The sequence below is a fragment of the Variovorax pasteuri genome (genome assembly GCF_051216435.1).
Classification (GTDB): domain Bacteria; phylum Pseudomonadota; class Gammaproteobacteria; order Burkholderiales; family Burkholderiaceae_C; genus Variovorax.
The window spans coordinates 66,917-84,300 of sequence record NZ_JBPJZS010000013.1; the positions used below are offsets into that span (position 1 = coordinate 66,917).

The window sequence follows — 17,384 nt, forward strand, 5'->3', positions numbered from 1 at the left end:
ACGAAAGCCGCAGTACCCGCAAGGTTTGCGGCTTTGTCGTTCGTGCCCCCAGTTTTGGCGGCTCGACGGGCGGGCGCAAGCCCGGCCGGTTCTCGCAAGAGGTGCCCGGTAGTCCAACTCGTCGAGCTGCCGCCTCCGATTGGACTCGGGAGCGGCGGTTTCAGTAAACCGCACCTCTTGGAGGCCATTCATGGCTCACGTTCCCCCGTTCCCCGAATCTTTTTCAGCAACCGCCCGCGCCGAATCACTCGCGCTGCAGGCATGCGACGACGTCGACAACCTTCGCGTCGTGCAGCGTGCGTATGCGTGCATTGAAAAGCTCATCGATCCGCAGCGCGTGCAAGACACGGAAGAGGTCTGTCCGAATCGTTCCGAACTCAGCGCGCTGGTGCAGGTGGTCAATGAGGAATTGCATCGGCGGATCGAGACGGCCGATGCGGCGGTGCGGTCGTTGCGTGTTGCTGTGAGCGAAGGCGGCGCGACATGAAGGCCTTCGATGCCGATTTCATGTCTCGGCTCTCTTCCGAGGAGTGAGCGGCTTTGAAATCACAAGCTGTGATCTCAAACAACGGCCAGCGCGTGGTGTTGCGTCTTTACCGAGCCGGGCTTGGCAATGCAGCAGCCGGCGGTGTCAGGCTGGCACCGTCCGACACCTGTCTTCCAGGAGCGGAGAGGCAGGTTTCGTCGAACGCGCGCAGGGTGGCCTCGTCGATAGCGCCGACTTTTTGCAAGGCGCTCGCAGAAGCGTGAACGGCCTCGAAGGCATCGCTCTTGAACTCAAGCTGTTTCGTCATGGCATGTCTCCGCAAAATGTTTTTCGCTCACCGACGAGCGCGCTACTTCGGCCGGCGCAAGCGCACCGGTCCGCCCGGAGACGTCGCATCGACCTCATCTTCGCCCCGCGTGACCCGCAGCGCTCCCTTCGCCGCCAACTTCGCGGCCACTCGACGCACGGCAGGCATCAGTGCGCGCCAGGCGACATCGCTGCTCGCCAGCGCGCGTGCAACCTCCGACGGGCAGATCGAAGCGGATGCATCGCGCCGGTCGAGCAGCGCAAGGATGGTCTGCTCGATCTTCGGGTCGGTCACAGGCATGGGCGCATCGCTCGTCATCGCGGTGCGCCCTAAAGTGAATCCGGCCGCGCGCGCATGCCGTCTGCAGTGCTTCGTATCGCGGCCCGCTCCTCGTCGCTGAAGCGCTGCAGGTTGCGGGTCATCATGACCGTGCGTGGGTTGTTTTCCAGCAACTGCTCGTGCCGCGCGACGAAGTCCCAGTACATCACCGTCATCGGGCATGCGCCTTCGCCGCTGCGCGTGGCCGGCTTGTAGCGGCAGCCGTCGCAGTAGTTGCTCATGCGCTTGATGTAGGCGCCGCCCGCCGCATAGGGCTTGGTCACGAAGCGCGCGCCATCGGCAAAAAGCGACATGCCCACGGTGTTGGGCAGCTCGACCCATTCCACCGCATCGACGTACACCGACAGGTACCAGGCATGCACCTGCGCCGGCGCCACGCCGAAGGTGAGCGCGAAGTTGCCGGTGACCATCAGGCGCTGGATGTGATGCGCATAGCCGGTGCGCAAGGTCTGGCCGATGGCCTGCTTCATGCAGTTCATGCCGACCTGGCCCGTCCAGTACCAGTCGGGCAGCGGGGCGTTGTGCCGGAGCGCGTTGGCCTCGGCCAGTTGCGGCATGCGCCACCAGTACACCCCCCGCATGAACTCGCGCCAGCCAAGTATCTGCCGCACGAAGCCTTCCACCGACTCGATGGACACGGCGCCCGCGCGCCAGCGTGCCACGGCCGCATCGATCACCTCGCGCGGGTCGAGCAGCTTGAGGTTCAGGCAAGAAGACAGCAGCCCGTGGTACAGAAAGGGCTCGTCGGTCCACATGGCGTCCTGAAAGCGCCCGAAGTCCTGCAGCCTGCAGGCCACGAAGTCGTTCATTGCCACAAGGGCCTGCTCGCGCGTCACCGGCCAGTCGAACTGCGCCGCGCTGCCGTAGTGGTCGCCGAAGTGCGCCTCGACGTCGGCCAGCACCCCGCGCGTGATGGCGTCCGGCGCGAACGAGGGCGGCGGGGGCAGCATGCCCGGGCCGTTCCGGCCGAAGGCGCCGCGGTTGTCGTGGTCGAAGTTCCATTGCCCGCCTTCGGGCTGGCCGGCATCGTCCAGCAGCACCTGGTGCTTCGTGCGCATGCGCCGGTAGAAGGCCTCCATCACCAGGCGCTGCTTGCCCTGCGCGTGCTCCGCGAACTCGGCGCGCGAGGCCATGAAGTGCAGGTCGTCCCGGACCACCAGCCGCACGTCGGCCGCGTGGCAGACCTTGGCGATCGCCTGTTCGAGGCGCCATTCCCCGGCATCGACCGTCACGACCGCGCCGGGGCGGTGGCGCGACAAGGTGTCGGTCAATGCGGCCTCCAGCGAGGCGAAGGGGTGGGTGCCCAGCTTCAGGTAGTCGAGCGGCATGCCGCGCGCGGTGAGCGCTTCGGCAAAGTGGCGCATGGCCGACAGGAAGAGGGCGGTGCGCATCTTGGTGCTGGGCACATGCTGCGACTCTTGCGGCACCTCGGCCATCCACACGCGGTCTTGCGCGGCATCGAAGCCTTCGAAGGCCACGCTCGTGAGGCTCAGCTGGTCGCCGAGGACCACGATCAGGTTGCGCATGGGGAGGCAGGAATGTGGGGGCTGGGAATGTCCAGACCCACCGCATCGTAGCCCCCGGGCGCGCGAATGCGGGTTCGCGCGGTCTTCACTTGTTCTCCGCCGAGGCGGCGTCCTTCTTCTCTGCGGCCTGCTTGCGGCGGAACTGGGCGATGTCCGCGATCCGAAGGTCTTCGGGCAAGGCCTGGCGGTGCTTGCTGTGGCCGACGCGCTGTGCGTGATAGATGCCGGTGTGGCCCGAGACCAGGTAGCTCGCGATGCACGCGATGGCCGCGAGCGGGCCGATGGCCGGCCCGAACAGTTCCACGGCCATGACGATGGTGGCGACCGGCGTATTGGCCGCGCCGGCAAAGACGGCGACGAAGCCGATGGCGGCCAGCATCGAGAACGGCAGGTGCAGCAGCGGCGCCATGGCGTTGCCCAGGGTGGCCCCGATGTAGAAAAGCGGCGTGACCTCGCCGCCCTTGAAGCCAGTGCCCAGCGATGCCACGGTGAAGACCAGCTTGCCCAGGAAGTCCCATGGCGCGACCGGCGCCTGGAAGGACTGCACGATCGTCGGAATGCCCAGGCCGATGTAGCGGTAGCCGTCGACGGCCCACACCGCCATTGCAACGACGATGCCGCCCAGCAGCGGGCGCAGGGGCGGGTAGGCGATCCAGCGCTTCATCCACGCGCCGAGCTTGTGCGTGGCCGTGGCGAACACCAGCCCGGCCAGGCCGAACACGATGCCCGCGGCAACGACGGCAACCACGCTCCAGAACGCGACCGGCGCCACGGCGGTGACGACATAGTGCGTGTGATGCACACCCCAGGCCAGTCCGACCTGGTCGGCCACGATGGCGGCCACCATGCAGGGGAACAGCGCGTCGTAGCGCATGCGGCCGATGGCCAGCACTTCCAGTCCGAAGATGGCGCCGGCCAGCGGGGTGCCGAACACGGACGCAAAGCCCGCGCTGATGCCGGCCATGAGCAAAATGCGCCGGTCTTCGTGCTTCAGGCGGAACAGGTGCGTGAGCTGGTCGGCCAGCGCACCGCCCATCTGCACGGCAGTGCCTTCGCGGCCCACGGAAGCCCCGAAGAGATGCGAGATCACGGTGCCGCCCAGCACCAGGGGCACCATGCGCAACGGCACGACCTTCTTCGGATCGTGGATCTCGTCGATGAGCAGGTTGTTGCCGGCGTCCACCGGCTTGCCGAGGCGGTAGTAGATCCACCCTACGGCAAAGCCCGCCAGGGGCAGCAGCCAGATGACCTGGCGGTGCGCCTCGCGCCAGTTGGTGGCCCAGTCGAGGGCAAAAAGGAAGAAGGCGGAGGCGGAGCCGGCCAGCAAGGCGACGACGCTGGCGATGACGAGCCATTTGCCGATGTAGGGCAGAAGCTCGAGCTGTTCGGGGCGGCGAAAACGGGTCATGTGGATCAGGTGCGAAAAACGAGGGGCCTGATCGACCGGCAGGGCAATGCGTGAACGCGAACGCCTGCAGCCCTGCGATGTGATCAGGTGTCTGCAGGCATCATCAGCTGCGGGCGATGCCGCTGCGGTTCATGGAGGAATGCCATCTCCAGGGCGGCCGATGTTAGCCGCCCCGCCGCTCGCTAGCAAGGGCCGGACATGCCCAGCGAGTGCCCGCGCCTTTCCTTTTCGGCGCGTTCGTGCAGCCAGCGGAGCAGGGCGGTCTTGTCCATGGGCGTGGCGATGTAGTAGCCCTGGCCCTCGTCGCAGTCCATGGCCAGCAACGCCCGCAGGGCGGCGGCGTCCTCGATGCCTTCGGCCAGCACGTGCAGGCCGAGCTTGCGGCCCAGCTGCGCGATCATTTCGGCGATGCGCGCGCCTTGCGCCTCGCCCAGGCGGCGCACGAAGCTGCCGTCGATCTTGATGCGGTCCAGCGGCAACCGCTCCAGGTAGCTGAGCGAGGAGTAGCCGGTGCCGAAGTCGTCGATGGCAATGGAAATGCCCTTGGCCCGCAAGGCCGTCAGGGTGGACTCCAGCAGCTCGGTGGGCAGCGCGGCCACGGACTCGGTGATCTCCAGTTCCAGGTGGTGGCCCTGCAGGCGGCTGTGCGCCAGCGCCGCGCACACGGTGTCGTAGAACGCCGGGTCCTGCAGCTGCACGCTGGACACATTGACGGCCATGCGCAGCGGCGCGAGGTTCGCGTCCAGCAGCGCGCGCATGGCCAGGCAGGCGGTGGACAGCACCCATTGCCCCAGCGCCACGATCAGGCCCGAATGCTCGGCCACCGGAATGAAGCGGTCCGGCGGTATGAGGCTGCCGTCTTCGGCACGCCAGCGCACCAGGGCCTCCAGGCCCACCAGCGCATGGGTGTTCAGGTTGACCTGCGGCTGGTAGACCAGGAAGAGCTGCGCGTTGTCGATGGCCGCGCGCAGGCTGGACAGCAGCAGGGCGCGGTCGCGGGCCTCGGCGCCCATGTGGGCCGAGTACTGCAGGTGCTGGCCCCGGTGGTCGCGCTTGGCGCGCTTCAGGGCGAGTGTGGCGTCCTTGACCAGGTCGGCGCCGGCCTGCGCGTCTTCGGGCAGCAGCACGTAGCCGCAGGTCAGCGACACCTTGTGCGGCACGCCGTCCACCGCCAGCGGCTGGCGCACGCAGTCCAGCAATTGCTGGGGCGACACTTGCTGCAGCGGCCCGAGCACGCCGAAAGTGTCCGCGCCCAGGCGGGCGAGCAGCACGCCGGCCGGCAAGGCCTCGGCCAGGCGCCGCGCCACCGCCTGCAGCACGCGGTCGCCGAAGCGGTGGCCCATGACGTCGTTGGCGGCGCTGAAGTCGTCGATGTCGACCAGCGCCAGGATGTGCTCGCGCATGCCTTGCCGTGCGCAGTCGTCCACCTTCTCGACGAAACGGGTGCGGTTGGGCAGGCGCACGAGCGGATCGAAGTAGGCGTATTCGTGCAGCCGCTCCATCAGGCCCCGCTGGTGGAGCAAGGTGCCGAGGTGGAGGCAGAGCACATCCAGCAGCTGCCGGTCGAGCGCGCCGTGCAGGCCGGTGGTGTCGATGAAGACGGCCATGGGCTGCTCGCCCTTGCGGCCGATGTGCAAGGCCAACCCGCCGCCTTCGCTGCCTTCGCTGCCCTCGGCATCCTCGCCGTGGACGTTGCGGCCGCACGCCAGCGCGCGGCGCAGCAGTTGCACTGCCGGCTGCTCGGGCACCGCATGCAGCGGCAGGTCGAGCAGGGGAGCGAAGCGGCCGGTCGCTGCCAGCACCCGGTGCCCGCTCGCTGGCGGTGCTTGGGGTGCTTCCGGTGCGCAGGCCAGGCCGTCGCCGCCGGCGCCCAGCAGGGTGGTGAACTGTGCGATGACGCCGCGGGCGAAGGCGCGCAGGTCGGGTTCTTCCAGCAGCGAGGCGCTGGAGCGCACGATGAGCTCGAGCATGCGCCGATCGGGCGCCGTGCCCGGCGCAAGTGCAAGCGCTGGCGCGGGCGCTGGCCGCTCGGCGGCTTCCCCTGGCCGGCCCGCATCAGGCTCGCGGGTCATGCGGGCTGCTTCATGCGGGCTGCGCGTGCACCTGGCCGGATGCGAGCGCCACCTGGTTGCGTCCGCCGCGCTTGGCGACGTACAAGGCTTCGTCGGCCAGGCCGTAGGCCTCGTCGAAGCTGCTGCCGTGCGGCAGCCAGCTCACGCCGAAGCTGGCGGTGACGCTGCTGCCGTCGGGCAGGTCGAACGCAAAGCACTCGATGGCGCGGCGCAGGGCCTGCGCGACCTGCCCGTCGGCATCGCTGCCCGGCCCGGGCAGCACCACGGTGAATTCCTCGCCGCCCACGCGGCCGATCTGCGCCGTGGCCGGCGCCGCGTTCTTCAGGCAGGTGACCACGCCCTGGATGACGCGGTCCCCCGTGGGGTGGCCGAAGCTGTCGTTGATGCGCTTGAAGTGGTCGATGTCCAGCACGATCAGCGCGAGGTCATGGCGCTCGAAATGGCGGTTCACCAGCTCGATGACGGCCGCCCGGTTGAGCACGCCGGTCAGCGGGTCGTGCGTGGCGCGGTACTCGAGCTCGGCCGCCAGCGCCTGCAGGCGCAGGTTGAGCTGGTTCATCTCGAGTTCGGCCCGGTCGCTGCGGCGCACCAGCCGGCGCGTTTCGCGCAGGAGCCGCTCGTAGACGGTGAGCAGTTCGCCCAGGGCCAGGCGGCAGGGGGAGGGCTGCGCCGAAGCGCAGTCTTCATAGGCGGCGCGGGCGGCTTGCAGCGCCTGGTGCTCGGCATCGAACAGGTCCGGGGGCGCGGCGGTGGCGGCGGCGGTGTCCATTCAGGCGGGCCTCACCGGATGGCTGGCGAAGTCGATCGCGGGAAAGTCTTCGCTCAGCTCCTGGCCGAATTCGAGAATGGTGTCGTCTTCCTCGTCGTGGTACCAGTTCAGGGCCACGCGGTTGCCCGCCGCCACGGCGTCGGCGAGCGCCGCAATCAGGTTGAACAGCATCTTGGTGCTGGAACTGTTGAAGTAGGCCAGGGCAATGTTGACCTCGATGCGGCTGCCGTTCTGGCCGGCCAGGTAGTCCTTCAGGCGCGCGATGATTTCGCCGTAGAAGGCGGCGGCGTTCTCGGGGTACGACTCGCCGCGCAGGCCGAGCGTGTGGGTGTCGAACCTGAAGTCCACCTGGGGCGAACTGGGCGTCGGGGCAATGTAGAGGTTTTCCATCTGTGATCTTGATTCGTTGCCGGGCGTGGCGCGCATCAGATTGCCGCCTTCAGGTAGAACACCGGGGCGCCGCCGGCGCTGTCGGCGGCGTCGAAGTCGAACTCCAGCGGCTCCCGTGCGTCGCGCGCGACCGTGAGAAGTCCCATGCCCGCGCCTTTGCTGCCTTCGGGCGTTTCCTCGCGCAGTGTCTGGCGGTAGGCCTGCTTGATTTCGTCCAGCGTCATGCTGCGCAGTATTTCCAGCTTCACGCGCAGCGCATCGGCGATCTCGGGCTCCACGGGGTTGGCGCACAGCAGCAGAAAGCCGCCGTCGCTCTCGCGGCGGATGCACACCGAGCCGTGGCGCAGTTCGCCGCTCTGCTGGCTCGTGGCGGTCAGCGTGTCGGCCGAGTAATGAATGATGTTCTGCGCCATCTCCACGAACGAGGAGAACAGCCTGCGCCGTGTCGGCCCGGCCACGCCGGCCACCTCGAGCTGCAGCTTCACGGCGTCGGACATGGCGGCCACGATGTGCTGCGAAAAGTAGCCCACGTAGTAGAAGATGACCTGGTGCTGGCGCGCCAAGTTGAAGAAGGAGCCGTACTTGTCGGCGATCTGCGGGAACGGCACGGTTGAACTCCCCTGTCAGGTGCGAAAGCAGAAAAAGGTCAGGTCGTCGCGGCGGTGGTGCCCGCCCTGCCAGAGCCGCAGGGCGTCGAGCACGGCCTCGTTGATCTGCGCGGCCGTGCGCTCGCGCTGCGCGAGCAGCAGTTCGCGCACGCGCCGCTTGCCCAGTGCAATGGCGCGCGGGCCGCCGACCTGGTCGACCAGCCCGTCGGTGCTCACGAACACGAGGCTGCCCGCGGGCAGCGTGAGTTCCTGGTTGCTCCAGGCGAAGTCGAAATCGCTGTCCATGTAGCCCACGCCCTTGCGCTGCCCCTCGACAACTTCCACCGCATCGGCGCCGGGGCGCAGCACGAACAGCGACAGCCGCGCGCCGGCGAACACCAGCCGGCCGTGCGCGGGCTCGAACCAGAAGCACGCGGCGTCCATGCCGTCGTCGGAGCCCGGCGTTGCGTCGTGTTCGCCCATCTGTCCCAGCATCTGCTTGATGCTGCGGTTGACGCTGCCCAGCAGTCGCGCGGGGTCGCGCGCGCCGTGCTGCTCGATGGCCTGGGTCAGGCTGGTGGAGGCGATCAGCGTCATGAAGGCACCCGGCACGCCGTGCCCCGTGCAGTCGGCCACGGTGGCGAACCAGCCGTCGGCCTCGGTGCTGAACTGGTAGAAGTCGCCCCCGACCACGTCGCGCGGCTCCCACACCAGGTGGGCCTCGGGGCAGGCGCGCGCCAAGGCGTCGAGCGAGCTGCGCAAGGTGGACTGCTGGATCACGCTGGCGTACTCGATGCTGTGCATGATCTGGCGGTTGCGCGAAACCTGCAGGTCCGCCACCACTCGCATGAGCTGCAGGCCGTTGCCCACGCCGGCAAACTGGCCCTCGCGGGTGATGATGAAGCCGTCGGTCAGGGCCTTCTCGCCGTATTCCACGGTCTTGAAGGTCAGGGACTCCAGGTCGAGCGCCGCATCGACGATCAACGGGTCCTTGTCCATGAAGGCGATGCAGCTCTTGCGGCCATACAGCTCCACGCGGAACGGCTGGCTCATCTGCGACAGGAAGATGTTCCGGTTGATCAGGCCGATCGGCTGCTGCCCCTCCACCACCGGCAGGCTGACGAGGTCGCGATGCCGGCTGAAGACGTCCATTACCTTGTCGTTCGTCTCGTCGGTCGTCATGCACGGCACCGTGGTGCAGAGATCGCCCGCGCAGGGCTGGCGGAACCGGGGCCGGAAATCGCTCAAGTATTCGGAGGTTTCGGGCATGACGGCTGCGTTTGGTCAATAAGTGTGAACTTATGTTATGTTTTTAACATTTCGTGTCCGTGACAAAACGGTGGCGCTGCCGAGGCGCAAGCCGCGTTGCCGCTCGAAAATGGCCCGGCCTCATCCAAAACCCCTGCCGCCACGTACAGGTGCCTATGGCACGCGCATCGACGTGCCGCTATCGAGGAACAGTCATGCCGCAGGACATCGCATTCGCCATTCGCTGGGTCGAAAAGGGCCTGGTGCCCGACACCGTGGTTCGCCGCGGCATTCGCCGCCTGCTGAAAGACCGGCTCCACGAGCTGCAGGCGGGCAACGCGCTGGCCGTGGCCGAGCTGACGCAGGACTTCGTCGCCCGCATGGGCAAGGCCAACCTGGCGCCGCTGCCCGAGAAGGCCAACGAACAGCATTACGAAGTGCCCGCCGCCTTCTTCGGCGAAGTGCTGGGAAACCACCGCAAATACAGCAGCTGCTACTGGCCGGAAGGCACGCAGACACTGGAGCAGGCCGAGTTCGCGGCGCTGGCCGCCACCTGCGAACGGGCCGACCTGGCCGATGGGCAGGACGTGATGGAGCTGGGCTGCGGCTGGGGCTCGCTCACGCTGTGGATGGCGGCGCACTACCCCAACAGCCGGATCACCGCGCTGTCCAACTCCAATTCGCAGCGTGAATACATCGAGGCGCAAGCGGCGCAGCGCGGCCTTCGCAACGTGCGCGTGCTGACCCGCGACATCAACGTGTTCGACACCGACCAGCGCTTCGACCGCGTGGTGTCGGTCGAGATGTTCGAGCACCTGCGCAACTGGCCGCAGGCCTTTGCCAACGTGGCGCGCTGGCTCAAGCCGGGCGGCAAGTTCTTCATGCACGTGTTCGCCCACCGGGAGGCGCCGTACCCTTTCGAGGTGCGCGACCCCAGCGACTGGATGAGCAAGTACTTCTTCTCCGGCGGCATGATGCCCAGCGACGACCTGGCGCTGCACTGCCAGGACGACCTGCGCCTGCTGCGCCGCTGGCGCTGGGAAGGCAGCCACTACCAGCGCACGGCCGAGGCTTGGCTGCGCAACATGGACGAGCGCCGCGACACGCTGCGCCCGCTGTTCCAGGCCACCTACGGCGCCGACGCGAACATCTGGTGGACGCGCTGGCGGCTGTTCTTCATGTCGGTGGCCGAGTTGTTCGGCTTTGACAACGGCCAGCGCTGGTGGGTCAGCCACTACCTGTTCGAGCGCCGCGCATGAGCGGTTTCATGGAAGTGGCCCTGGCCGGGCTGGCACTGACCGCGTCGCTCGCGTTCCTGACCTGGGTGGCCAGCCTGGTGCGCCGCGACGCCAGCCTGATCGACCGCATGTGGCCCCTGTGCATCGTGGGTGCGGGGCTGGTCTATTTCGCGCTGCTGCCGGTGCAGACGGTGCGCGGCCTGTGCATGGCGGTGATCGGCGCGGCGTGGGCGGTGCGGCTGTGCCTGTACATCACCTGGCGCAACTGGGGGCACGGGGAAGACCGGCGCTACCAGGCGATCCGCGCGCGCAACCAGCCGAATTTCGGCTTCAAGAGCCTGTACCTGGTGTTCGCGTTGCAGGCGGTGCTGGCCTGGGTCGTGTCCGCGCCGTTCCTGCCGGGCATGACGGCACCGCGTGCGCTGGGCGCGCTCGACGCGCTGGGCATCGCGCTGGCGCTGTTCGGCACCTTCTTCGAGGCGATCGGCGACGCGCAGATGGCGCGCTTCAAGGCCGACCCCAAGAGCAAGGGGCAGGTGATGGACCGCGGCCTGTGGCGCTACACCCGGCACCCCAACTACTTCGGCGAAACCTGCGTCTGGTGGGGGCTGTGGCTCATGGCCATGGGCGGGGCGGGCTGGAGCGGCGCGTGGAGCGTGGTGTCGCCGCTGCTCATGACCTGGCTGCTGCTGAAGGTGTCGGGCGTGCGCATGCTCGAAGGCGACATCGGCGAGCGCCGCCCGGCGTACCGCGACTACATCGCGCGCACCAATGCCTTTCTTCCGGGGCCGGCGCGCGGCAACCACAAGGCGTCATGAGAAACAACAAGCACTGGGTTCTCGTGGTGGCCGCACTGGCCGCATTGGCCGCACTCTGGAACGGAGCGGCCACGGCGTCGGCCGCCGGGCCCACCGGCGGCGAATGGGACTTCCGCGTGCTGCTGGACGATGCGCCCATCGGCGAGCACCGCTTCGCGCTGGCCACCTCCGGCGACGAGCGCAAGCTCACCAGCGACGCGCGCTTCGCGGTCAAGCTGCTGGGCGTGACGGTGTACCGCTACCAGCACAACGCCACCGAGATGTGGCGCGGCGATTGCCTCAGGCGCCTGAGCTCGAGGACCGACGACGACGGCACCCCCGAGCGGGTGAACGCCGAGGCGGCGGGCGACAACGCGCTGGCCGTGACCACGCCCAAGGGCACGCAGTCGCTCGAAGGCTGCGTGATGAGCTTCGCTTACTGGAACCCGGCCATCCGCACGCAGGACAAGCTGCTGAACGCGCAGAGCGGCAAGTTCGAGGCGGTGAAGGTCAGCCGCGCCGGCAACGGCACCGTCGAGGTGCGCGGCCAGCAGGTGGCCGCCACGCGATGGCGCATTGCGACCGACGCGCAACCCATCGACGTCTGGTATTCGCCGCAGGGCGAATGGCTGGGGCTCGATTCCATGGTCAGCGGGAACCGAAAGCTCAGCTATCGGCTCAAGTAGGTGTGCATTAGTTGTACTTTGTGAACTATTCCATGGTTCCGGCCCTGGAATGCCCGGCGGCGCGCACAGACAGGCTGCGTTCAGCTCTGGTACTTATAAGCAAAGACAGCAAACCATCTGCAATGCCGAAAGGGAAGCGATGAACGTTTCGAAATTCCAGCTGCTCGACAGCTACTTCGACGCAAGGCTCCTCGAGCCTCGCCAGGACGCGGACGTGGCCGACCGGGCCCGGCGGGCGCGGCGCATGGCGCAACGGCTCAACGACCTGGCCTATCCCGTCTTTTGCGAGTTCGCCGAATACTTTGCCGCCAAGCTCGGCGACGCGGCCGAGTGCTACGTCGACCGGGAAGAAGGCCTCAGCCGCGACGCGCCCCCGCATGTCGGCTTTCGCTGGGGCGCCCAGGGCGGGCGGCTCAACGCGGTGGTCTTTACCGGCGACATCGAAAGCGGCGAAGTCCACGCCACGTGGCGCTGCTGGAGAAACGGCATTCCGGCGCACGGCGACAAGACGCTGGACCCGTTCTGGTCGCCCGAACTGGTGCATTCGATGCTGCAGGAGCTGATCTTCCAGTTCCCGCCGGTGTGATGCGCCGGTGACCGTGCGCATCGCCCTGGGCGCCGTGGCCGTTCTGGCGCTGGCCGTGCTGCTGGGCGTGGTGTACGAGCAGGCCGGGCGCTACCGCGCCGCGCGCGACTTTCCGCCGCCCGGGCAAATGGTCGACATCGGCGGGCGGCGCATCCAGCTGGATTGCCGGGGCTCGGGCTCGCCCACCGTGGTGTTCGAGGCGGGTCAGAGCGTCGACGGCGCGCTGAGCTGGTCGGCCGTGCAGCCGAAGGTGGCCGCGCACACGCGCGCCTGCGCCTACAGCCGCGCGGGGTTGATGTGGAGCGACCCTTCGGATGCGCCTTCCGCTGCGAAGCAGGTTGCGCAGGACCTGCATGCCGCATTGACCGGCGCCGGCGAACACGGCCCGTTCGTGTTGGTGGGCCAGTCGATCGGCGGACCTTATGCCGTCACCTTCACGCGGTACTTCGGCGCCGAGGTGGCGGGGCTGGTGCTGGTCGACCCCTCGCATCCGGACCAGGTGGCGCGCGTGGCGAACTACATGACGGAGTCGCGCTCGCTGCGCTCGCGCATCCTCATGAACCTGGGGTGGTCGGGGCTCTTGCGCGCGGCGGCACCGGTGCTGGTGCCGCAGGCGCCGAACCAGACGGCGCACGACCTGCAGGCGGTTCGCGCCTTTGCACCGCAGTCGTTCCGCACGCAGTTGGCCGAGGGTGACGCGACCGACCGCACGCTGGCCGAGGCAGGCGCCTTTCGCGACCTGGGCAACCGCCCGCTGGTGGTGCTCACGGCGATGGCGCCCTATACCGAGGGCGAACTGCGCGGCATGAAGATCACGCCCGGGCAGGGCGTGCAGGTGCAGGCGCTGTGGAAGCAGATGCACGACGACATCGCCAGCTGGTCCACGCGCGGCACGCACCGCCTGCTGCCCGGTGCGGGGCACGACATCCAGTTCGACGACCCCGAGGCGGTGGCCGATGCGGTGCTGTCCGTGGTGCGGCAGGTGCGCGCGGCCGCCCCTGCCGGGGCCTCACCGTGACGCCGAGGCCTGCGGTGCGTCGGCCGGCGAGGGCGAGCGCCCGATCAGCCACGCGCACAGGGCAGACACGGCACCCGCGAACAGCACGTACATGCAGATCTGCCACGGCTCGCCTGCGCCCGACTTGAGCAGCGCGGTCGCGATGATGGGCGTGATGCCCGAGGCGAAGATGCCCGAGAACTGGTAGACGAAGCTGATGCCCGTGTAGCGCACCTTCGCGTCGAACAGGTCGCAGAACAGCGCCGCCTCCGGCCCGTACACCGACGCATACAGGATGCCGAAGGGCACGATGATCGCGAGCCACACCAGCAGCACGTTGCCCCCGCTGTGCGTCATGAGCCAGAAGCCCGGAAAGGCCGACACCGCCGTGACGATCGACCCCCACATGTACACCCTGGGCCGGCCGATCCTGTCGGACAGCCGGCCGAAGAAGGGAATGAAGAAGATCATCACCACCGCCGCGGCCATCACGCCCAGCAGCGCGTCGGTGCGGCTGATCTTGAGCGTGCTGGTGAGGTAGTTGATCGAGAACACGCCGAAGATGTTGAAGAACACGCCGTCGATGTAGCGCGCGCCCATGCCCTTCAGCACATTGCCCGGGTAGCGCCGGATCATGTCCATGAACGGAATGCGCAGCTCGGCGTTGCGCGCCTTCACGGCTGCGAACTCGGGCGTTTCCTGCACGTGCAGGCGGATGTACATGCCCACCAGCACCATCACGCCGGAGATGAGAAAGGCGATGCGCCAGCCCCAGGCCATGAACTGCGCGTCGGTCAGCAGCGACGACAGCAGCGCCACCACGCCCGAGGCCAGGCACAGCCCGATGGCCAGCCCGATCTGCGGCAGCGAGGCGTAGAAGCCGCGCTTTTCCTTCGGTGCGTACTCGTACGCCATGAGCACCGCGCCGCCCCATTCGCCGCCCAGGCCGATGCCCTGTGCAATGCGAAGCAGCAGCAACAGGATGGGTGCGGCGACGCCGATCTGCGCATAGGTGGGCACCAGCCCGATCAGGAAGGTGGCCACGCCCATGATCATCAGCGTGATGATGAGCATGCTCTTGCGGCCGATCTTGTCGCCGAAGTGGCCGAAGATCACGCCGCCCAATGGCCGCGTGACGAAGCCCACGGCAAAGGTGGTGTAGGCCAGCAGGACCGACACCACCGGGTCGCTGCCCGGGAAGTACAGCTTGCTGAACACGATGCCGGCCACCACGCCGTACAGGAAGAAGTCGTACCACTCGATGGTGGCTCCCACCAGGGCCGAGATGACCACCCTGCGAATCGCTTTTTCGTCGGTTGCGCTCATGTGTTTGTCTCCAATGCGTTGTTGTCTGAACGGCCTCTTCGGGCCTTCGGGTGCTGCTATTGCCTGGCGTCCTCCCTGATCAGGTCGACGGCCTTCTCGGCCATCATCACGGCGGGTGCGTTGGTGTTGCCCGACACCAGCGTGGGCATGGCCGAGCAGTCGATCACGCGCAGGCCCGCGATGCCGTGCACGCGCAGGCGCGCGTCGACCACGGCGAGCGGGTCGCTGCCCATGCGGCAGGTGCCGGTGGGGTGGAAGATGGTGGCGCCGTTGTTGCGGCAGAACTCGAGCAGGTCTTCGTCGCTGGCCGCGGCGGGGCCGGGCTTGACCTCGCGCTTCACGTAGGGCCGCATCGCGGGTGCATCGGCGATGGCGCGGGCCGCCTTCACGCCGGCCACGGTGGTCGCGCGGTCGAGCGCGGTGGCCAGGTAGTTGGGCTGCATCTCGGGCGGCTCGGCCGCGTCGAGCGAGCGAATGCGCACGTGCCCGCGCGACTCCGGCCGCAGCTGGCACACCGACATGGTGAAGCCCGAGTACGGATGCACCTTGCCGCCCGCCATGTCCGCCGACAGCGTGGCCACATGGAACTGGATGTCGGGCGTGGCGGCCACGGGCTTGCCGTGGGCGTCCTTCAGCGCGCGCATGAAGCAGCCGCCCTGGTTGATGCCCACGGCCAGCGGGCCGGTGCGGTGCAGCAGCCATTCCATGCCCATGCCCATCTGGCCGAACCAGGAGTTGAGCTGGTCGTTGGTGGTGATGGGCTTGGCGCACTCGTAGCCCAGGCGGATCTGCAGGTGGTCCTGCAGGTTCTCGCCCACCCCGGGCAGGTCGTGGCGCAGCGCAACGCCCACGCGCTCGAGCAGCGCGCGCGGCCCGATGCCCGACAGCTGCAGCAGTTGCGGCGACTGGATCGAGCCGGCCGCGAGCAGCACCTCGGCGCGGCATCGCGCGGTCTTCAGTTCGCCGCCTTGGCGGTAGGTGATGCCGGCGGCGCGCTTGCCTTCGAACACCAGCTTGCCGGCCAGCGCCTCGGTCTCGATGCGCAGGTTGGGCCGGCGCTTCACGGCCGGCGTCAGGTAGGCCGTGGCCGTGCTGCAGCGCCAGCCCTTGTGCGTGGTCAGCTGGTAGTAGCCGGCGCCTTCCTGTGCGGCGCCGTTGAAGTCGCGGGTGCGCGGCACGCCGGTCTGTTCGGCGCCGCCGATGAAGGCCTCGATCAGCTCGTGCTTCGCGGCGATGTCGGACACCTTCAGCGGCCCGCTCCCGCCATGGAAGGCGTCGCCGCCGCGCTGGTTGCCCTCGGACTTGATGAAGTAGGGCAGCACGTCGTCGTAGCCCCAGCCGGCGTTGCCGAGCGCGGCCCAGTGGTCGTAGTCCTCGCGCTGGCCGCGGATGTAGATCAGCCCGTTGATGGCGCTTGAGCCGCCCAGCGTCTTGCCGCGCGGCCAGTAGATGCGCCGGCCGTTCATGTTGGGATCGGGGTCGGTTTCGAAGCGCCAGTTGTAGGTGGGGCTCCACATCGTCTTGCCGTAGCCGATGGGCAGGTGGATCCACAGCGAGCGGTCGGCCGGGCCGGCTTCGAGCAGCAGCACGCGAGTGGCCGGGTCTTCGCTGAGCCGGGCGGCCAGCACGCAGCCGGCGGAGCCGGCGCCGACGACGATGTAGTCGAACTCTTGGTCAGGCATTCGGCGAGGTCCGGAGGGATCCTGTGGTGAGGGAGTGGAACAATCGCGGGGCTCGGCCGCATCCTAGGCCAATGATTTTCGGAACGCAATGTTCCACTTTTAAGGTTTACCCGCATGCCCCGTCCCGCGAGAGCCGCTGCCGCCGTGATGTCCCCCGTGGAGCCGGAGCCCGGTTCCGGCTCGTCCGCCGAGCGCAGCCTGCGCTTGCTGGCGCTGCTGGCCAACCAAGGCCGCGCCCTCACGCTGGCCGAACTGGCCGCGCAACTCGGCCTGCCCAAGGGCACCGCGCACCGCATCTGCACGCAACTGCTGGCCACCGGCTTCCTGGCGCGCGACGTGGACGAGCGCTCCTTCAGCGTGGGCCCGGCGCTGCGCAAGCTGGCCTTCGACACGCTCAACCACGGCGTGGTGCGCGGCCTGCGGCACGAAGTGCTGTCGGAACTGGTGCGCGAGGTGGGAGAAACCTGCAACCTCACCACGCTCGACGGCGCGGGGGTGCTCTACCTCGACCGCGTCGAGGCGCAATGGCCGCTGCGCCTCACGCTGGACGTGGGCTCGCACGTGCCGTTGCACTGCACGGCCAGCGGCAAGCTGTTCCTGGCGCTGATGCCGAAGAAGGAGCGCGACGCGCTCGTCGACAGCCTGCCGCTGGAGCGCATGACCGCCAACACGCTGACGACGGCCGATGCGTTGCGCGCCGAATGCGAGGCCATCGCGAAGGGCGGCTACGCGTGCGACCGCGAAGAGTTCATTGCCGGGCTGGTGGCGGTGGCCGTTCCCGTGCGGGACGCCGAAGGCGCGGTGCGCGCCGCGCTGGCGGTGCATGCGCCGACGGCGCGCATGTCGATGGCCGATGCCTTGACGCGCATCGATGCGCTGAAGGCCGCCGCGGGCAAGATGACAACGCTGCTCTGAGCAGCCGCGCCGCGCCAGCTGCCC

18 protein-coding genes and 1 riboswitch are annotated in these 17,384 nt (G+C 68.3%); of the genes, 7 read left to right on the top strand and 11 right to left on the bottom strand.

Annotated elements, in window-relative coordinates; genetic code table 11:
- Nucleotides 1–190: 190 nt before the first annotated feature.
- The gene (locus tag ACSFBM_RS30975; RefSeq protein WP_435487810.1) at nt 191–487 is read left to right on the top strand and encodes a hypothetical protein; all 297 of its coding nucleotides are present in this window, start codon (nt 191–193) and stop codon (nt 485–487) included.
- A 106-nt stretch (nt 488–593) separates the two neighbouring features.
- Here the strand turns inward: ACSFBM_RS30975 and ACSFBM_RS30980 are convergent, their stop codons facing one another.
- The 9 genes from ACSFBM_RS30980 to ACSFBM_RS31020 form a co-directional block, all read right to left on the bottom strand.
- Entirely contained in the window at nt 594–794 is a 201-nt protein-coding gene (locus ACSFBM_RS30980) for a hypothetical protein (RefSeq protein ID WP_435487811.1), read from the bottom strand.
- Between the two features lie 42 nt (nt 795–836).
- Nucleotides 837–1,094, bottom strand: a complete 258-nt coding sequence (locus ACSFBM_RS30985; protein ID WP_435487812.1) for a DUF3253 domain-containing protein — start codon at nt 1,092–1,094, stop codon at nt 837–839.
- A 29-nt stretch (nt 1,095–1,123) separates the two neighbouring features.
- A complete protein-coding gene (locus ACSFBM_RS30990) occupies nt 1,124–2,659 on the bottom strand; it encodes a cryptochrome/photolyase family protein (protein ID WP_435487813.1) in 1,536 nt (511 codons plus the stop codon).
- An 85-nt stretch (nt 2,660–2,744) separates the two neighbouring features.
- Nucleotides 2,745–4,067: a voltage-gated chloride channel family protein gene (locus ACSFBM_RS30995; protein ID WP_435487814.1), complete on the bottom strand. Its 1,323-nt coding sequence runs from the start codon at nt 4,065–4,067 to the stop codon at nt 2,745–2,747.
- A gap of 87 nt (nt 4,068–4,154) precedes the next feature.
- A riboswitch (Fluoride riboswitch) is annotated at nt 4,155–4,226 on the bottom strand.
- A gap of 23 nt (nt 4,227–4,249) precedes the next feature.
- Entirely contained in the window at nt 4,250–6,139 is a 1,890-nt protein-coding gene (locus ACSFBM_RS31000) for a putative bifunctional diguanylate cyclase/phosphodiesterase (protein WP_435487815.1), read from the bottom strand.
- 10 nt (nt 6,140–6,149) lie between these two features.
- Nucleotides 6,150–6,908: a GGDEF domain-containing protein gene (locus tag ACSFBM_RS31005; protein WP_435439142.1), complete on the bottom strand. Its 759-nt coding sequence runs from the start codon at nt 6,906–6,908 to the stop codon at nt 6,150–6,152.
- Nucleotides 6,909–7,298 carry a DUF1987 domain-containing protein gene (locus tag ACSFBM_RS31010; RefSeq protein WP_435487816.1) on the bottom strand — a complete coding sequence of 130 codons (390 nt, stop codon included), beginning with the start codon at nt 7,296–7,298 and terminating at the stop codon, nt 6,909–6,911.
- Between the two features lie 35 nt (nt 7,299–7,333).
- Complete coding sequence (locus ACSFBM_RS31015) at nt 7,334–7,906, bottom strand: SiaB family protein kinase (RefSeq protein WP_435487817.1); 573 nt, start codon at nt 7,904–7,906, stop codon at nt 7,334–7,336.
- Between the two features lie 15 nt (nt 7,907–7,921).
- On the bottom strand, nt 7,922–9,154 hold the full coding sequence (locus ACSFBM_RS31020; RefSeq protein ID WP_435487818.1) for a SpoIIE family protein phosphatase: 1,233 nt from the start codon (nt 9,152–9,154) through the stop codon (nt 7,922–7,924).
- Between the two features lie 194 nt (nt 9,155–9,348).
- Here ACSFBM_RS31020 and ACSFBM_RS31025 point away from each other — a divergent pair, with 194 nt between their 5' ends.
- From ACSFBM_RS31025 to ACSFBM_RS31045, 5 genes are all read left to right on the top strand, one after another.
- Entirely contained in the window at nt 9,349–10,392 is a 1,044-nt protein-coding gene (locus ACSFBM_RS31025; RefSeq protein ID WP_435487819.1) for an SAM-dependent methyltransferase, read from the top strand.
- Nucleotides 10,389–11,189, top strand: coding sequence for a DUF1295 domain-containing protein (locus ACSFBM_RS31030; RefSeq protein WP_435487820.1), 801 nt, complete (start codon nt 10,389–10,391; stop codon nt 11,187–11,189). The genes ACSFBM_RS31025 and ACSFBM_RS31030 overlap by 4 nt, the downstream gene beginning before the upstream one ends.
- Nucleotides 11,186–11,854, top strand: coding sequence for a DUF6134 family protein (locus ACSFBM_RS31035; protein WP_435487821.1), 669 nt, complete (start codon nt 11,186–11,188; stop codon nt 11,852–11,854). The genes ACSFBM_RS31030 and ACSFBM_RS31035 overlap by 4 nt, the downstream gene beginning before the upstream one ends.
- Before the next feature lie 139 nt (nt 11,855–11,993).
- Nucleotides 11,994–12,440 (top strand): hypothetical protein, encoded by a 447-nt coding sequence (locus ACSFBM_RS31040; protein ID WP_435487822.1) that lies wholly within the window; start codon nt 11,994–11,996, stop codon nt 12,438–12,440.
- Between the two features lie 7 nt (nt 12,441–12,447).
- Nucleotides 12,448–13,458 carry an alpha/beta fold hydrolase gene (locus tag ACSFBM_RS31045; protein ID WP_435487823.1) on the top strand — a complete coding sequence of 337 codons (1,011 nt, stop codon included), beginning with the start codon at nt 12,448–12,450 and terminating at the stop codon, nt 13,456–13,458.
- Here ACSFBM_RS31045 and ACSFBM_RS31050 read toward each other — a convergent pair.
- Both ACSFBM_RS31050 and ACSFBM_RS31055 read right to left on the bottom strand, forming a co-directional pair.
- Nucleotides 13,450–14,763 carry an MFS transporter gene (locus ACSFBM_RS31050; protein ID WP_435487824.1) on the bottom strand — a complete coding sequence of 438 codons (1,314 nt, stop codon included), beginning with the start codon at nt 14,761–14,763 and terminating at the stop codon, nt 13,450–13,452. The two genes, ACSFBM_RS31045 and ACSFBM_RS31050, sit on opposite strands and share 9 nt — an antisense overlap.
- A 56-nt stretch (nt 14,764–14,819) precedes the next feature.
- Nucleotides 14,820–16,445: a GMC family oxidoreductase gene (locus tag ACSFBM_RS31055; RefSeq protein WP_435487825.1), complete on the bottom strand. Its 1,626-nt coding sequence runs from the start codon at nt 16,443–16,445 to the stop codon at nt 14,820–14,822.
- Nucleotides 16,446–16,559: 114 nt separating this feature from the next.
- Here ACSFBM_RS31055 and ACSFBM_RS31060 point away from each other — a divergent pair, with 114 nt between their 5' ends.
- Entirely contained in the window at nt 16,560–17,360 is an 801-nt protein-coding gene (locus ACSFBM_RS31060; RefSeq protein ID WP_435487826.1) for an IclR family transcriptional regulator, read from the top strand.
- Nucleotides 17,361–17,384 lie beyond the last annotated feature (24 nt).

Coding starts and splice junctions, on each gene's coding strand:
- ACSFBM_RS31000 (WP_435487815.1), bottom strand. CDS start 6,139: ATGACCCGCGAGCCTGATGCGGGCCGGCCAGGGGAAGCCGCCGAGCGG.
- ACSFBM_RS31025 (WP_435487819.1), top strand. CDS start 9,349: ATGCCGCAGGACATCGCATTCGCCATTCGCTGGGTCGAAAAGGGCCTG.
- ACSFBM_RS31055 (WP_435487825.1), bottom strand. CDS start 16,445: ATGCCTGACCAAGAGTTCGACTACATCGTCGTCGGCGCCGGCTCCGCC.
- ACSFBM_RS30980 (WP_435487811.1), bottom strand. CDS start 794: ATGACGAAACAGCTTGAGTTCAAGAGCGATGCCTTCGAGGCCGTTCAC.
- ACSFBM_RS31005 (WP_435439142.1), bottom strand. CDS start 6,908: ATGGACACCGCCGCCGCCACCGCCGCGCCCCCGGACCTGTTCGATGCC.
- ACSFBM_RS30995 (WP_435487814.1), bottom strand. CDS start 4,067: ATGACCCGTTTTCGCCGCCCCGAACAGCTCGAGCTTCTGCCCTACATC.
- ACSFBM_RS31060 (WP_435487826.1), top strand. CDS start 16,560: ATGCCCCGTCCCGCGAGAGCCGCTGCCGCCGTGATGTCCCCCGTGGAG.
- ACSFBM_RS30985 (WP_435487812.1), bottom strand. CDS start 1,094: ATGCCTGTGACCGACCCGAAGATCGAGCAGACCATCCTTGCGCTGCTC.
- ACSFBM_RS31040 (WP_435487822.1), top strand. CDS start 11,994: ATGAACGTTTCGAAATTCCAGCTGCTCGACAGCTACTTCGACGCAAGG.
- ACSFBM_RS31010 (WP_435487816.1), bottom strand. CDS start 7,298: ATGGAAAACCTCTACATTGCCCCGACGCCCAGTTCGCCCCAGGTGGAC.
- ACSFBM_RS31050 (WP_435487824.1), bottom strand. CDS start 14,763: ATGAGCGCAACCGACGAAAAAGCGATTCGCAGGGTGGTCATCTCGGCC.
- ACSFBM_RS30990 (WP_435487813.1), bottom strand. CDS start 2,659: ATGCGCAACCTGATCGTGGTCCTCGGCGACCAGCTGAGCCTCACGAGC.
- ACSFBM_RS31030 (WP_435487820.1), top strand. CDS start 10,389: ATGAGCGGTTTCATGGAAGTGGCCCTGGCCGGGCTGGCACTGACCGCG.
- ACSFBM_RS31035 (WP_435487821.1), top strand. CDS start 11,186: ATGAGAAACAACAAGCACTGGGTTCTCGTGGTGGCCGCACTGGCCGCA.
- ACSFBM_RS30975 (WP_435487810.1), top strand. CDS start 191: ATGGCTCACGTTCCCCCGTTCCCCGAATCTTTTTCAGCAACCGCCCGC.
- ACSFBM_RS31020 (WP_435487818.1), bottom strand. CDS start 9,154: ATGCCCGAAACCTCCGAATACTTGAGCGATTTCCGGCCCCGGTTCCGC.